Origin of the sequence: Lysinibacillus sp. FSL R7-0073, assembly GCF_038009065.1 — a bacterium.
Classification (GTDB): domain Bacteria; phylum Bacillota; class Bacilli; order Bacillales_A; family Planococcaceae; genus Lysinibacillus; species Lysinibacillus fusiformis.
The window spans coordinates 4,646,381-4,660,845 of record NZ_JBBPAS010000001.1; the positions used below are offsets into that span (position 1 = coordinate 4,646,381).

Consider the following 14,465-nt stretch of genomic DNA (forward strand, 5'->3'; position numbering starts at 1 on the left):
TATCTTTCAATTTAAGTTGTAATGTAGTACAAAACTATCATATGCGATTATTTTTTTAAGATAAGGTTTTTGCTGTTCTTATTTCTTACTAAATTATTTCCCTGAAAATAAGTCTGTAAAAATAGAAAAAAGCATAGAGCTGGTTGCCCCTATGCTTTCTTTAATTCGAACACGCAAAGGCGTTCATTAATATTAGTTTCATTTTCTAAATGCACTTCATGGAGCAATTCAAATGGTGTCCCCTGATGTAAAAACTGTAAATAATCATAGGGTGGATAGTATAAAATTATATGAATATCTCGCATTTTTTGCTCGTAGGATTGCCAAATGTTCTGAATAACTGTGCGGAAAATATGAATGGAAAAGGGATTAAAAAAGAAAAATACATTATCACGCGGCTTTATTTCATATGCCTCTGCTATCGTATGAATAAATGTAATAGGTACATGTAAACGCTTTTTTTGAAGATAGCTTCGTTTATTTTCTTCTGCCTCTGCATAAAATCCAGCATCCATCTCTATTCCGATCGTTGGAATATGAAATTGATGATGAACATAAATGGGTACCCTTCCCTTTCCACAGCCCATATCAATAAACACAGGGTCGTTAGGCATCTCATATATAGCAAATAATTGTTCAAGCCCATTATAAGGCGTTGGTTCATAACGGTGATAGTGGGCAAGCTTTGGGAAACCATATTGTTCTCCCACGGTCTTAATGTGCAAATATTTATCAAACTGTTGTTCATTCATATGAAAGGACTCCTAAGAACAGAATGCTTTATTTTAGCACGAGAAAAAGCAAAAACCATACCCAAAAGTTTGGATATGGTCATTTTTTTAACGGCCTCTACGCTTAAATCTATAAACAAAGAGAAGTGAAAGGAGTAATAACACTAAGGATGCAATGATTGTAATCACTGTAGTCTTATCAATAGTGGTGGCTGGATCGGCGATTTCCTTATTGGCACCAGGCATTCCCATTGGCGCTCCGTTTTCATCTGGGCGCTGCATAGGCCCACCATTTTGACCTTCTCCCCCCCTTGGTCCATTGCCTTCTTTGTTAAACGGAGGACCTTGAGATGGATCAAAATCCTCTGGTAGCTGACTCGGATCAAAATTATCAGGCATAGCTTTCATTTCCCCATCTTCATTTGGAACTGGCATCGTATTATTTTGAGAAGTTGTCGATGCTTCCACAACAAGCTCCCCAGAGAGCTGTTTTAAAATAGATTCGGAGCGCTGCTTTGCAAACTCAGGTAAACTATTCTCACCTTCAACTGCCTCTAAAAACTGTTCCGTCGTAGAAAATTTAGTTGGATCCGCTTCGACATAGGTTGTTAAAAGCACCGCTAATTTTTTTGTCATTGATTGTACATAATCCTCTGTTAAATAATTCGTCGTTAACTCTTCTAAATAACCTTCATATTGAGCGCGATATTTCTCATTAGTAAGTAAGGCATTCAGTAGTGGCCGCTCCTCCAAAGTTGTACCAGAGACAGGAGTAGTCACACTAAAATTAATAGCACTCTCGGCCATTAGGTTTCCTGACATACCCATATCCATGTTAAACTGGCCATTCTGTTGTTGCCTATCCACACCCTTTTGATCCGTTTGTCCATTGTTCTCCATTGGTGAACCTGAATTAGAAGCATCAACTGGCTTTTGACGATCTTCTCTACCCATTCCCATTCCACCGCCACCTGCTCCAAAGCCGCCAAAGGACATATTGTAATCCCAAGGGATAATTGAAAACTTGCCATTCTGTTCGTATAAATAATAATTATGCTTCATATTCCCTTGATAACTGTCTAAATTTACAAGTGCTGTATTGACAGCAAAATAACGTAGCATTTCATCAACATCCAAATATTTTTCAATGTCTCCACCATTATTAATAGCATCCAGCATTTCCACAAATTTGGATTGCTCGATATTATCTTCATTTGTTTTTAATCCAATACCTGTATAATCCTGAATATCCTCACTAATATATTTTAAATCACTGCCTATCCCATCTGGCTTAAATAAGAAGCCATTATTGGAGCCATAGTTATTAGCTAGGAACGTTTCATCCACTGCTTCTACGCCTAAAAACAAACCACGTTCCTCACCATTTACTGTCACATACATATAGGAATGTGCTGGCGTTGGTAAGCCCATTTGCTCCATCAATTCATAGGATATATACTCTCGCATTAATGTAGAGTCACTATAATTATTATTTAAATTTAACTTTTTCAAGCCAAATAAGCTTTGTGTGTCATCATAATAATCAAAATCAATTTTTAAACTATAACGATCTGAGTCACTGTTGATGACGGAGCGTAACGTTAAATTTCCTTTCGTGCGAATAGCCACATTCTCAATTTTCTTGCCGTTTACTGTAATATCCGCCTGTTTTAACTCTTCATCTGCCGCATTTTCCAGCATGTCAGCCCAATCTTCCTCGGCTATCTCGATATCGACTGTAGTAACTTTGTTTTTATTAAAAACTATATTCTCATAAGAGAACTCGGTATTCTTTGTTTCAATGCCCACATTCGGAAGTACAGCATATATCACGACAAAAAGAAGGAGAAGAATTGCCATGCACAGGTAGACAATTCGGGTTTTAATCATCACTGACACCTCGCTTTGGAATCCTTTTTGTGCACGCAGTCATTATGCTGTAAAGTTCCCGTCATAGCTTAGCATAATGGCAGATTTTACACCCGGCACTTTTGTAAGCTGGTCCATTAGTTTAGCATCGTTTTGTTTGACGCGAATTTCATACGTAGTTTCCATCTCCTCATTGTGCATAATCGACTTCGATTTGAGGGCGAACTTTTTTGTTTGTGCAGCTATAATTCGCTCCACTTCTTGAGATGCTAGCTTTTCTTCAAACTTTACAATTAATAAATAAGGATTTTCTACCGTGATTTTATTGACAAATACTAATAGCACAAGACCAATTAACACGGCTCCAATAATGACTAAAGGAATAAAACCTGCTCCACATAAAATACCTGAAACAATTGCCCAGAAAATATAAACTAAATCCATGGGATCCTTAATAGGTGTTCGGAAACGCACAATGGATAATGCACCAACCATACCAAGAGATAGAAGAACATTCGAACTGATCCCCATAATCACGAGTGCTGTGGCCATTGTCATAATGAGCAATGAAATATTGAATGAATGGGAGTAAATCACTCCATTAAAGGTTTTCTTATAAACTGCGTAAATGAAAAGCCCAATGAAAAATGCTACGACCAAACCAATAATTGAATCGATTAATGAAAAAGATGTTGTTTTTTCTAAAAAATTAGATTTAAAAATATCACTAAATTTAATTGTATCCATTGTTCGTTCTCCTTTTATTAGCCGTACATACGACTAAGTTGATATTTTGAATATGCCTCGGCGCGTGTATCTACAGACTGAAGTAAATATTTGATGATGTCCGGTAAATAGTCATCGTATTTCACCTCTAAAATCACTAGGTTTTGCTCTAGTACATCCACCATTGGTAAGCTTGGATTAAACATATCTGTATTGCGTAAGCTTGATTGCACCTTACTATCAAAAGTCACTCGCACATTACCAAATGGGTAGATGTACGCCTCTCGCTCATAATCTACTACTGTTGTTGGTCTAAGCTGGTTGTAACTCATCTCTTGATATAAGTCCCTAATCAGTCCTCGCTCGTCCTCCTTCATCCATGAAATATCTGCAAGGCGCATTTTTTCATATTCAGTTTGGGATATTTCACACTTCGTTTTAAAGGTTAAATTATTCCGTTTACTCTTGCGCTCAAGATTGATAAAGGTACTAGATTTACCGTATATTCGTACGCGATATTTATCTCGATTAATATAGCCTTCTTTTTTCTCATTGAGCACTTTATTCGCAAAATTATCAAAGTACGTACTTCGAATTAAATATTTCCCATCCGCACCCGCATGCTTGTCCAGCTGCATAATATACTGTAGCTTGGCTTTTAATAACGCATAGTCTGGATAGGAAATCGCCTGTTTAATTTCTTGACGACCATTTGGATTAAATGAGGTTACTATAGGCATATTCATCACACTCCTTACTAGTTTTCATTATCGTATAGCGGCTGAATCCCAGCGATAGCAAAAGCATCTTTTTGCTCGTTTCTCGTCTACACTGTTTACTATAAAGAGCGTTTGTGTCAGGCAGATGTCAACTTTACATTTTCTTCATCAATTTTTTACAAATCATTTCTGGTCTGTTGTTTCTATGAAGTCCATTAAAAAAGCTACCACGCTTTTACAACGTAGTAGCTTTTTGCAATAGTAATTCAAAGGAAGTTCCAGTGGCATGACTTTCGATTAACCTTAAGTCACCACCAATAGATTGTGCCATCATTTTACTAAGAGGTAATCCAAGACCTAATCCTCGAATGGCATATTTTTTATTCTCTCCTCTATAAAAACGCTCAAATATAAATGCCTGATCCTCTACAGGAATACCTCGCCCTGTATCCGTCACAATAATTGAAACCGTATCCCCTTGCTCTTCAAGTGTTAGCGTTACAGATCCTTTATCCATCGACTGTTTCGCATTGGTTAATAAGTTCGTCATAATTTGCTGGATACGGACAATATCTACCTGTACATGGATGGCTCGATCTACTAGACACAAGCTTACATGAACACTGCCATCTTCCTGCATTACTTCCCACTGTGCTACCACCTCCCGCAGAAGCTGATTGACATCTACAGGCTCAAGCTTCACAGGAATCGCATCTACTGCAAAGTGGTTAAAAGCAAGTAGATCACCAACCATTGTTTTCATTTTTGTCGTTTCGACCACGGCCATATCAATAAATTCCATTGCATCTTGTCCGGTTACAACGCCGTCCTTTACAGCTTGTAATAGGCCACTAATAGAAGTAACTGGTGTTTTCAGTTCATGGGTGACACCTGCCAATAATTCTGTTCTTGTTTTCTCTAGTTGTTCAAGTTTTTGAGCCATATTTTCAAAGGAAGTGACAAGCTCATATACCTCTTTTTCCTTACTATCCTGAGGTAAATCAACTGAATAGTTACCCTCCTGCACTTGTTTTGCTGCTGCAGCTACTTGTTTGATGGGCCGTGCTAATCGTTTGGATAAAAAGTAAATAGCAATCCAGCCTAACAAAGCCAACGCCCCAATCAATATGGCAAGCTGACCATAGGCTTGATTCACTCTTGTTAAATTTTCTTTCTTTTCCACTACTAGCACCCAGCCAATTAGCTCCTTACTATTTTCTATTTTTCTTTTGACCACATATTGAACGGGCTCTAATCCTTCCGTTAATTCCTTTGTGCCTTCTTCACCATCTAACATACTCACTACATTTTTAGCACTGCCTGGTGGTACAGGGCGGTTACTTGTTATGATATTACCCTTTCTATCGACTACATATAGGATAGGATCGATTTCTCTCATAGTAAAACGTTCCCGATCTCCAATGAAACCAGGAATTCCGTTAAACGGACCATTATTGAGTCCCGAATTATCGGTTAAACGATAGACCGTCTCATCCGCTAAAAACTCCATCATCTCTAGTCGATTTTCAAACGTCGTATGGCGAATCCAAGCTGCCGAAATTAAGGAAATAATAGCTAAACCTATAAATAGTGTAAGTAAGTAACGGCTTGTCCAATATTGAAGTAAAGATATTCTTTTATTTCTTTTGAACACTCAGCTGATACCCCAATCCACGTAGAGTCTTTATTTCGCCCTCTGCTTCATCCCAATCCATTAATGCTTTACGAAGCCTTTTCACTGCTAAGTCTACCGCTCGATCACTTCCGTCATACTCCCAGCCCCAAACATGATCAATGAGCTGATCACGCGTAAATGTTTGGTTGGGATGGTCAGCTAAAAATAAAAGCACCGATAAATCTCTAGGCGTTAATACTATTTCCTTCCCTCCTAGCAACACTCTATGTGCCTTACTATCAATTTCGAGGGAACCGTAACGCTTCAAAGAGGATGAATCGGTGCTTCCTTCAGCGCGTCTTAAAACGGCCTTCACTCTCGCAACAACTTCATCTGCAATAAAAGGCTTTGGTATATAATCGTCTACACCTTGGTCAAATCCTTCTAAACGGTAATTAACCTCACCTAAAGCGGTTAGCATAATAATGGGACAAGCACTGAATTCTCTAATTTCTTTTAAAATAATCCAACCATTTTTCTCAGGCAGCATAATATCTAGTAGCACTAAATCTGGCTGAGTCTCAATAAATTTATCTAAAGCCTCATCACCTCTAAAACATTGTGTTACATCATAGCCGACCTTTTTTAAATAAACTTTTAACACCTGGCTAATTGCATATTCATCTTCTATTACTAATATATGCGCCATTTTTGTTCACCTCGCTACTAACATTATAGCATCGGATTATGTCAGTTAAATGTCAGCGTATAAGAAGAAGTTTACTTGCAATGAGAATATATTGAGGACTTCTATTGACAATGTCTTCCTAAGCCACTTATCATTGATTGCGAATGATAATCAGTGATAATTCATTCAAAAACCTAGTAAATGAAAATAAGGGGGGAAAAGCATGATTATTGTTACAAATCGTATTCAAGTGAAGCCAGGTTTTGCAGCAAGAATGGCTCCAAACTTTACAAAACCAGGTCCTTTACAACAATTTGAAGGCTTCCATAAGGTAGAGGTATTAATTTCAACTGATGATCCTACTTATGACGAAATGAGTGTTAATATGTATTGGGAATCCAAGGAGCATTTCCAGGCATGGCGTAATAGCGATGCATTTGCTGCAGCCCATCACCGTCCAAGTTCAGAATCTGAAGGGGAAAAAACGGATAGCCCAATTATCGGTAGCAAAATAGTAGTTGCTGAATTAGCAACTTCCATTGAAGCTTTACGTTCATAAACACACTAAATATTTATACATGATCTTCTGATTCTATCTAAAAAGCCCTGCATGTTGACATACAATGCAGGGTCTTTTTCATTAAGGTAGTTTTTAAAAGATGATTAGTCAAATTACAGGGAAATATTTTTCATCATCTTGCTAAAAAAATAACAAGAAAATAGCCTAACACGGATAGACAAACCGAGCCAATTAAACCGGCAACAAATGCCTTTACTCCAAGCTCCTTAAACGTTTTAATCTCAACATTTAATCCAAGACCAGCCATCGCCATAGCAATTAAAATGTAAGCAATATTTACAAGGGCTTGCGCCACATTAACCGGTATAATACCTAAAGAATTAATCGCACTCATTGCTAAGAACCCTACTATAAACCACGGTATGATTGACAATGAAAATGCTTTTTTCTCTTCCCCTTTAGCCGTTCTTCGATAGAAAATACCAATTATAATGGCTACTGGAACAAGCAAAGCGACACGCGTTAACTTTACAATGACCGCTATATCAATGGCTTCATTTCCACCTGCGGATGCTGCGGCAATAACATGGGCAATTTCATGTAGGGTACCCCCTGCGACAATACCATACTCTGTTGGCGTTAAGTTCATAACAGAATAAAGTACTGTATAAACAAGTGTAAATACCGTTCCTAATAATGCAACAATGGCTGCCCCCACAGCAGTTTCCTTTTCATTTGCTTTAATTTGAGGTGCAATTGCCACGACAGCTGCAGCTCCACAAATGGCGGTTCCACAAGCCGTTAGTATCCCTAGCTTTTGATCCACGTGAAAAATTTTTGTTAGACCATACACTACCATTAATGCAAATAATAAATTAATGACGGCAATCAAAAAAACATTGGCTCCAGCGTGATAAATATCAGCTAAATTTAAACGCATTCCCAATAAAATAATACCGAATCGTAATAGCTTCTTACTGGAAAATGCAATTCCAACTTGCCAGGAATCCTGCACTTTAAATGCTGCGCGCCAAGCCATCCCTAATATAATAGCAATGACCAATTGCCCCAATATTGAAAAGAAAGGAAAAGTAGCAATATATTTTGCAACTAAGGCTATAAAGAGTGTTAGTAATATTCCCTTTAGAAAGTTTGGATGAAGTGCGTATTTTCCTTTGTTCTGTCCATTAACCATGATGTTCACTTCTTTCTCCTTTGTTGATTACTACTTTATTAAAAAGCTCATGATTAGTAAAATACATATATATAATTGTTATTATTAATATTTCTAATTATAGAGGTGTAGATATGCAATATGAGGGTTTAAAAACGTTCATCACACTGGTAGAGGTCAATAATTTTACAAAGGCCTCAGAAATACTTCATATTTCACAGCCGAGTGTCAGCTTACACATTAAAAACCTTGAACAGGAATTACAGACTACTTTATTTATTCGTTCGCCAAAATCTGTACAAATTACACCAACTGGTGAAATTCTATATAAACGGGCTAAGCAGATTATGGCTATAACTGAGGCAGCTATAGAAGACATTGCAGCCTATCATCAAGAAGTACAAGGGACACTTGTAATAGGGGCTAGTTTTACTATTGGAGAATATATACTTCCTCCTATTATCGCTAGCTTGCAACAACGTTTCCCACAACTTGAGCTTCAAATTATTATTGGTAATACGAAAGAAATCATTCAATATACAAAATTATTGCAAGTTGATATTGGCCTGATAGAAGGACAGGCCCATGACAATGAACTTTTGATAAAGCCATTCATGCAGGATGAGTTATTTATTGTCAGTGCAAGCAATCATCCGCTAACAAAGGAACAGCCTATTACTGCGGACAAACTCCAACAGCAGAGCTGGGTTGCGCGTGAGGAAGGCTCCGGCACACGTTATTATTTAGATCATTTATTTAGAGCTAATGGTTTACTGGTTCAATCACTGTTAACCATTAGTAGTAATCAGGGAGTTAAAGAAAGTGTTATGCAAGGACTTGGGCTTTCCTTACTGTCTGCATGTGTCATTGAGCGTGAGTTAAAAAATGGCGATATGGCGATTCTCTCCCTTGAAGGACAGCATTTTATGCGGACATTTTCTTATCTTTGTTCGCCAACTATGAAAAATAAGCGGAATGTGGATATATTAATTGAAGCATTATCAAAAAAAGCTTAGCTGACTTTTCCCGTCGCTAAGCTTTTTTAATGGTTCTTCGAGTATTAAAACGTTTATGTTCAATGATTTCGACAAATTTGGTCGCCGCTCTAGAAAGAGGTACGGTCTTTAAAAAGCACATACCTATACTCCTTGGCGGAATATCCCTATCTAAAGATAATTCGTATAGAAGTCCTCGATGGAGATAATCCTTTGAAAACTCTTTTGTAACACATGCGATTCCTAAATTACTACGGGCAAATTCTAATACAAGATCATGTGAACCTAACTCAAACTCAGGTTCAATATGGACCCCATTGGATAATAAGAAATCCTCTACATATTTTCGTGAATTCGATTTTTTCTCAAGGAAAATAAGGGGGAATTTTAACAAATCCTCATAGCTTAAACTTTTAGAAGCCAATGTTTTATATTTCTCCCCACAGACAAAAATATCCTGAATATCCGTACATACCGTTAACTGTAATGTCGAATCCTCTATGGGAAAATTACAAAAACCGATATCCACCTCACCCGATTTAATAAAATTGCAAATTTCAGAGGTAGTACCATTTAACATTTCCAACTTAATGTTCGGATACATCGTATGAAATGCTTCTAAATAAGGCATAAGGAAAAAACGTGAAATCGTATCTCCTACGCCAATCTTTAGTTGCCCGGTTGTTAAATTTTTAAATTCTAATAACTTTTCTTCACCCGCATCTAACAGTCCTAAAGCCGAATTTGTATATTCAAATAGCAGGCTGCCCTCTGTTGTCAAAGTTACCCCCTTAGGCGTTCGATTAAAAAGACGTGTACCAAGCTCCTTTTCCAGTTGCATCATAGCTTGACTAACAGCAGGCTGAGTCATATATAAATCCTTGGCGGCTCTTGAAAAGCTATTATTTTTAGCTACAACACAAAAAACACGGTATAAATCTAATTTACCTATCATATAAGCACCTCTTATAGCTAGTATATGAACTATTAATTTTACTTATATCATGAGTGAGGCGTATAGTAAAACCATATGGATTTTACATCACTTTACAAAAGTTAAATGAGGAGAGATTAAGTTGGAACGTGTAATCGGTACAGTTGTAAGAGGTCTTCGTGGTCCTATTATTAACGAAGGTGATCATATTGAACAAATCGTTGTAGATACGGTGTTAAATGCTGCGAAAGTAGAAGGTTACACTATTGAGGATCGAGATATTGTGACCGTAACTGAGTCAGTAGTAGCACGTGCACAAGGGAACTACGCAACAATTGATGATATCGCTGTGGACGTGGCAGCGAAATTTGGCAATGATACTGTAGGAGTTATTTTCCCTATTTTAAGTCGAAATCGTTTTGCTAACTGTTTACGTGGTATTGCTAAGGGCGTTAAAAAGGTTGTCTTAATGCTAAGCTACCCATCAGATGAGGTTGGTAATCATCTTGTCGATATCGATGAGTTAGATGTAAAAGGCATTAATCCTTGGACAGATACATTAAATGAAGTGGAATTCCGCGAGCATTTCGGCTATAAAAAGCATACATTTACTGGTGTAGATTATATTGAATACTATAAAGAATTAATTGAAGCAGAAGGGGCTACATGTGAGGTCATCTTCTCCAATAGCCCAAAAACAATTTTAGATTATACAAAGAGTGTTCTAGCATGTGATATTCACTCACGTTTCCGCACAAAGCGCATTTTAACAGCAAACGGTGCTGAAAAAGTTTACAGCCTTGATAATATTTTAGCTGAATCCATCAATGGTTCTGGTTTCAATGCTGAGTACGGTCTACTTGGCTCTAACAAAGCTACGGAAGATAGTATTAAGTTGTTCCCTCATACTTGCCAACCGATTGTTGACGGTATCCAAGCTAAAATCAAGGAAGCTACAGGAAAAACTGTAGAAGTGATGATTTACGGAGATGGTGCATTCAAAGATCCTGTAGGTAAAATTTGGGAGTTAGCTGATCCTGTTGTTTCTCCAGCATTCACAGCCGGATTAAACGGAACTCCTAACGAGGTTAAATTAAAATATTTAGCAGATAATGACTTTGCTGATCTTCGAGGAGAAGAGTTAAAAGCTGCTATTTCTGAATACATTCAAAATAAGGATGAAGATTTGACAGGTCAAATGGCTGCACAAGGAACAACACCTCGCCGCTTAACTGACCTTATCGGCTCTTTATCTGATTTAACATCAGGTTCAGGAGACAAAGGAACTCCTATGATTTACATTCAAGGTTATTTCGACAATTACACTAAATAATATATAAGAACTCTCGTACTAGTGACGAGAGTTCTTTTTTGGATGGAGGATGACAGGAATCGAACCTGTAATCCCTATATTAAAGGGATATGCAGCCTAGCAACTTCCTCATATATACTATGGTTGATTTATTGTATGAAGTATTACATTTTTCTCAGTCCTTTTCATAAATTAATAAATTACGTTTATTTTAAACGGTTAGGTATTACTTTTTCTTGTAGCCAGTGTTCACTTGTTTGAACATGGTGAGGTCTCACAAATTTGCCCAAATTATATTGGAAATCATCATAATGAAAGGATCCGGCATTTCGAATGACATAACCCTCTTGCTCACCATCAAACATTGATTTTCCCGTAAACATTCGTTTTATTTTATTCTCATCGAAAATCCCTCTGTATAAAACAGGCACCGTTTCAACACCTAATTTTTCCGCAAAGGCAACTGTCTCATCCCAACTTAAACAAATATTATTTTCATTCCAAATACTAAATAAATAAAAATAACTTGTTAATGCCTGATAATATATAGAATGCTTAGCATACATATTTTCCCCACATAATCGCCAACTATCTGGAATCTGATAAGAAAAACTAGCATGAAATGTTTTGACCCAATGTCTAGAAGGATGGTTAGCTGAATGGATGCTTCTAGCATGCATATAGTCCTTGTACAGCGTTGTTCCTTCTCCATCTAACTTTTCAGTGACAACAACCTCTTTTCCAATAAAATGATTCACATTTTTAGCAACCTTGTCGTCATGTGTATAGCTTCTGCTCCATGGTAAATGAAAGCTTCTTGGATATTTCATTAATTTCATCATATTTACACTTCCTTTCTCTACTGTTTATTTAGCAAATTGGTCGGCCTCACGGAAAAAGTAAAGTCTTGTTAATAAATCCCCATCTAATAAATGATAGATTTCACTTCCCCCTCTATCGCCACCATACTGGATTAACATATGGAATTGCACTAAATAGACGACCTTTAAAACAAAATCCTCTTCAAAGCCCAATTCGAATAAAAAATGACAAACCATCTGTGCTGATACGTTTTCATGGCCAAAATAGCCAAATCGTTGTTGCAGTGGCTTATATTTTTTACAAAATGGCTTGCCAACATCATGGAATAATGCTGCTACTTGTAATGCCAGCTTATCACTTTCCGAATAGTATTCATTGATATAGGCAAAGACAAAATAAGTATGCTGACATAATAGAAATTGGTGATGTGGATTTTCTTGATTGAAATGATAAATCTCTTTAAAAGGTGGGATTGCTCGAAGTGTTTGAAAAAGCTCCTCATAATTGGGCTCACGTTGAATAAGCGAAATAAATTGTTTTCTAGAAATTGCATAGGGGCTCGATTCATGTATGATATGCACTTCATCAAATCCTTCTCCCGCCGTCGGAAATTCTAAATGCTTGCTCATTTTCTCCATCACCACTAATGGTACCTTTCTCTTCCGTTGTTGGTTTCTAGCTACACATATGGAATAGGGTGTGTCAAAATAATAGCATTCCTTCCTAATCGAGCTTGGCAATTTACGCAGTGCAAATATCCTCCGTTCCCGTTCAATATTAGTGGCATCTACAATGACCGTATAACCCTTTGCCACAAGGTCATTAAGACGCTCATATAATGTACGAAAGACCTGACGTGATTTCTGTTTTGTTGCGTCACCAAATAACTCCTGACGTATAGCGTCACTCGAAAGGACAACGGCATTTTCTCTTTTCGCTAGCTGTTTCACAAATGTGCTTTTTCCACTTCCAGGTAATCCCACTGTAAAAATTACCTTCATCTCTTTTCACCTCCCTTCAAGTTTCTATATCGTATAAGATAAACAATCCTTTAGTGCTTTTCAATATATCCTTATAAGCAATTTAAAAGGCATGAGTCATGTACTATATCGCACTCATGCCTTCTATATGAATTATTTTTAGCTTACTTCCCTCTTAGGGACATAGTGTTCGTGCAATATTTTCAAAGTAACGAACACCATAAATAAGAGCTTCTTCATCAATTTTAAAACGAGGATGGTGTAATGGGTACGCTTCTCCAAACTCTTCGTTATGTACCCCTATAAATTGCATCGATGAAGGAACAACTTCTGAAAAATCAGCGAAATCCTCTGTACCAAACATTGGTTCAGGTAATTCCTGCACACCTGTATCGCCAACAATCTCTCCAGCTATACGGCGGGATAATGCTGTTAATTCTTTATCATTTGTTACAGAGGGACATCCTAACTCCCATTTAATGTCAACTTTTGCCCCATGCATCGAAGCAATACTTGTAGCTATCTTTTCTAAATGCTTTCGCGAATCTACACGAATCGTGGGGTCTAGTGAACGAATCGTTCCACCAAGCTCTGCTGTATCTGCAATAATATTTAATGCCGTTCCACAATGAAATTTTGCCACCGTTAAAACAGGCGCATGTGTACTCGGTACTTTACGTGACACAATTGTTTGCAGAGCTACAACTATTTCAGAACCAATAAGTAAAGGATCTATAGCGACCTCTGGAGTAGACGCATGGCCACCCCTACCATAGATTTTAATTTCAAAATCATCTGCTGCTGCAGTAAATTTACCATCTTTCATAGCAAATTGTCCTACCTCATAATCAGGGCTCACATGTAGAGCAAAGGCATAATCGACATTTTCTACAATTCCTAGGGCTACTAGTTGAGCAGCTCCTCCAGGTGTTACCTCTTCAGCATGCTGAAAAACAAAACGAATTTCTCCATTAAAATCAGTCCCACGCTTAGCCAATGCTTTCGCTGCACCAAGTAGCATCGCTGGATGGGCATCATGCCCGCACGCATGCATGACTCCTGGATTGGTTGATTTAAACAGTAAATCCGTTTCTTCTTCAATTGGCAATGCATCAATATCAGCTCGCAGTAAAATGGTAAGCCCCTTATTTTCTTTATTTTCTGTTTTTGTACCCTTTAAAAATGCACATACACTCGTCTCTGTTAAACGCTTCACCTCTAAATGCGGAAACGTTACTAGTTGATTATAAATATATTGGGCTGTCTCATGTTCCTGATGTGATAATTCTGGATACATATGCAAATGCCTACGCCATTTAATTACCTGTTGTTTTAAATCAATTGTTTCTATCAATTTAATCACTCCTACTATATGATTTA

Annotated in this window: 14 protein-coding genes and 1 tRNA gene; 3 read left to right on the top strand and 12 right to left on the bottom strand. The window is 37.4% G+C overall.

The annotated features are described in order from the left end of the window. Positions 1-149 precede the first annotated feature (149 nt). The 6 genes from MKY88_RS23455 to MKY88_RS23480 form a co-directional block, all read right to left on the bottom strand. Positions 150-752: a class I SAM-dependent methyltransferase gene (locus MKY88_RS23455; RefSeq protein ID WP_258269708.1), complete on the bottom strand. Its 603-nt coding sequence runs from the start codon at positions 750-752 to the stop codon at positions 150-152. An 87-nt stretch (positions 753-839) separates the two neighbouring features. Continuing rightward, the gene (locus tag MKY88_RS23460) at positions 840-2,621 is read right to left on the bottom strand and encodes a CotH kinase family protein (protein ID WP_328201522.1); all 1,782 of its coding nucleotides are present in this window, start codon (positions 2,619-2,621) and stop codon (positions 840-842) included. A 42-nt stretch (positions 2,622-2,663) separates the two neighbouring features. Further along, positions 2,664-3,347: a DUF4956 domain-containing protein gene (locus MKY88_RS23465; protein WP_328201524.1), complete on the bottom strand. Its 684-nt coding sequence runs from the start codon at positions 3,345-3,347 to the stop codon at positions 2,664-2,666. Between the two features lie 17 nt (positions 3,348-3,364). After that, positions 3,365-4,066 carry a polyphosphate polymerase domain-containing protein gene (locus tag MKY88_RS23470; protein ID WP_328201526.1) on the bottom strand — a complete coding sequence of 234 codons (702 nt, stop codon included), beginning with the start codon at positions 4,064-4,066 and terminating at the stop codon, positions 3,365-3,367. 214 nt (positions 4,067-4,280) lie between these two features. Continuing rightward, positions 4,281-5,699 (bottom strand): HAMP domain-containing sensor histidine kinase, encoded by a 1,419-nt coding sequence (locus MKY88_RS23475; protein WP_340814768.1) that lies wholly within the window; start codon positions 5,697-5,699, stop codon positions 4,281-4,283. Next, positions 5,683-6,369: a response regulator transcription factor gene (locus tag MKY88_RS23480; RefSeq protein ID WP_258269713.1), complete on the bottom strand. Its 687-nt coding sequence runs from the start codon at positions 6,367-6,369 to the stop codon at positions 5,683-5,685. The genes MKY88_RS23475 and MKY88_RS23480 overlap by 17 nt, the downstream gene beginning before the upstream one ends. Before the next feature lie 202 nt (positions 6,370-6,571). Between MKY88_RS23480 and MKY88_RS23485 the strand changes: the two genes are divergently transcribed. Then, a complete protein-coding gene (locus MKY88_RS23485) occupies positions 6,572-6,907 on the top strand; it encodes a heme oxygenase (RefSeq protein WP_328201533.1) in 336 nt (111 codons plus the stop codon). Positions 6,908-7,040: 133 nt separating this feature from the next. On the opposite strand, the gene MKY88_RS23490 is transcribed toward MKY88_RS23485, so the two are convergent. Beyond that, on the bottom strand, positions 7,041-8,063 hold the full coding sequence (locus MKY88_RS23490) for a YeiH family protein (RefSeq protein ID WP_328201712.1): 1,023 nt from the start codon (positions 8,061-8,063) through the stop codon (positions 7,041-7,043). Between the two features lie 113 nt (positions 8,064-8,176). Between MKY88_RS23490 and MKY88_RS23495 the strand changes: the two genes are divergently transcribed. Then, positions 8,177-9,058, top strand: coding sequence for a LysR substrate-binding domain-containing protein (locus MKY88_RS23495; RefSeq protein ID WP_069483183.1), 882 nt, complete (start codon positions 8,177-8,179; stop codon positions 9,056-9,058). A gap of 16 nt (positions 9,059-9,074) precedes the next feature. Here MKY88_RS23495 and MKY88_RS23500 read toward each other — a convergent pair whose 3' ends face one another. Then, entirely contained in the window at positions 9,075-9,992 is a 918-nt protein-coding gene (locus MKY88_RS23500) for a LysR family transcriptional regulator (protein ID WP_340814769.1), read from the bottom strand. A gap of 121 nt (positions 9,993-10,113) precedes the next feature. On the opposite strand from MKY88_RS23500, the gene MKY88_RS23505 reads away from it, so the two are divergent. Beyond that, positions 10,114-11,304: a coenzyme F420-0:L-glutamate ligase gene (locus tag MKY88_RS23505; RefSeq protein ID WP_328201539.1), complete on the top strand. Its 1,191-nt coding sequence runs from the start codon at positions 10,114-10,116 to the stop codon at positions 11,302-11,304. Between the two features lie 39 nt (positions 11,305-11,343). Here MKY88_RS23505 and MKY88_RS23510 read toward each other — a convergent pair. The 4 genes from MKY88_RS23510 to MKY88_RS23525 form a co-directional block, all read right to left on the bottom strand. Beyond that, positions 11,344-11,415: transfer RNA gene (locus MKY88_RS23510), tRNA-Ser, on the bottom strand. 74 nt (positions 11,416-11,489) lie between these two features. Continuing rightward, the gene (locus tag MKY88_RS23515; protein WP_069483180.1) at positions 11,490-12,125 is read right to left on the bottom strand and encodes an RNA ligase family protein; all 636 of its coding nucleotides are present in this window, start codon (positions 12,123-12,125) and stop codon (positions 11,490-11,492) included. A 24-nt stretch (positions 12,126-12,149) separates the two neighbouring features. Then, on the bottom strand, positions 12,150-13,106 hold the full coding sequence (locus MKY88_RS23520) for an AAA family ATPase (protein ID WP_340814770.1): 957 nt from the start codon (positions 13,104-13,106) through the stop codon (positions 12,150-12,152). Positions 13,107-13,260: 154 nt separating this feature from the next. Continuing rightward, positions 13,261-14,439, bottom strand: a complete 1,179-nt coding sequence (locus tag MKY88_RS23525; protein ID WP_340814771.1) for a M20 metallopeptidase family protein — start codon at positions 14,437-14,439, stop codon at positions 13,261-13,263. Between the last annotated feature and the right edge of the window lie 26 nt (positions 14,440-14,465).

What these genes read in the sequence shown, in the direction of transcription:
- MKY88_RS23455 (WP_258269708.1), bottom strand. Translation starts at nt 752, where the DNA reads ATGAATGAACAACAGTTTGATAAATATTTGCACATTAAGACCGTGGGA.
- MKY88_RS23485 (WP_328201533.1), top strand. Translation starts at nt 6,572, where the DNA reads ATGATTATTGTTACAAATCGTATTCAAGTGAAGCCAGGTTTTGCAGCA.
- MKY88_RS23480 (WP_258269713.1), bottom strand. Translation starts at nt 6,369, where the DNA reads ATGGCGCATATATTAGTAATAGAAGATGAATATGCAATTAGCCAGGTG.
- MKY88_RS23460 (WP_328201522.1), bottom strand. Translation starts at nt 2,621, where the DNA reads ATGATTAAAACCCGAATTGTCTACCTGTGCATGGCAATTCTTCTCCTT.
- MKY88_RS23500 (WP_340814769.1), bottom strand. Translation starts at nt 9,992, where the DNA reads ATGATAGGTAAATTAGATTTATACCGTGTTTTTTGTGTTGTAGCTAAA.
- MKY88_RS23515 (WP_069483180.1), bottom strand. Translation starts at nt 12,125, where the DNA reads ATGATGAAATTAATGAAATATCCAAGAAGCTTTCATTTACCATGGAGC.
- MKY88_RS23520 (WP_340814770.1), bottom strand. Translation starts at nt 13,106, where the DNA reads ATGAAGGTAATTTTTACAGTGGGATTACCTGGAAGTGGAAAAAGCACA.
- MKY88_RS23495 (WP_069483183.1), top strand. Translation starts at nt 8,177, where the DNA reads ATGCAATATGAGGGTTTAAAAACGTTCATCACACTGGTAGAGGTCAAT.
- MKY88_RS23490 (WP_328201712.1), bottom strand. Translation starts at nt 8,063, where the DNA reads ATGGTTAATGGACAGAACAAAGGAAAATACGCACTTCATCCAAACTTT.
- MKY88_RS23465 (WP_328201524.1), bottom strand. Translation starts at nt 3,347, where the DNA reads ATGGATACAATTAAATTTAGTGATATTTTTAAATCTAATTTTTTAGAA.
- MKY88_RS23470 (WP_328201526.1), bottom strand. Translation starts at nt 4,066, where the DNA reads ATGCCTATAGTAACCTCATTTAATCCAAATGGTCGTCAAGAAATTAAA.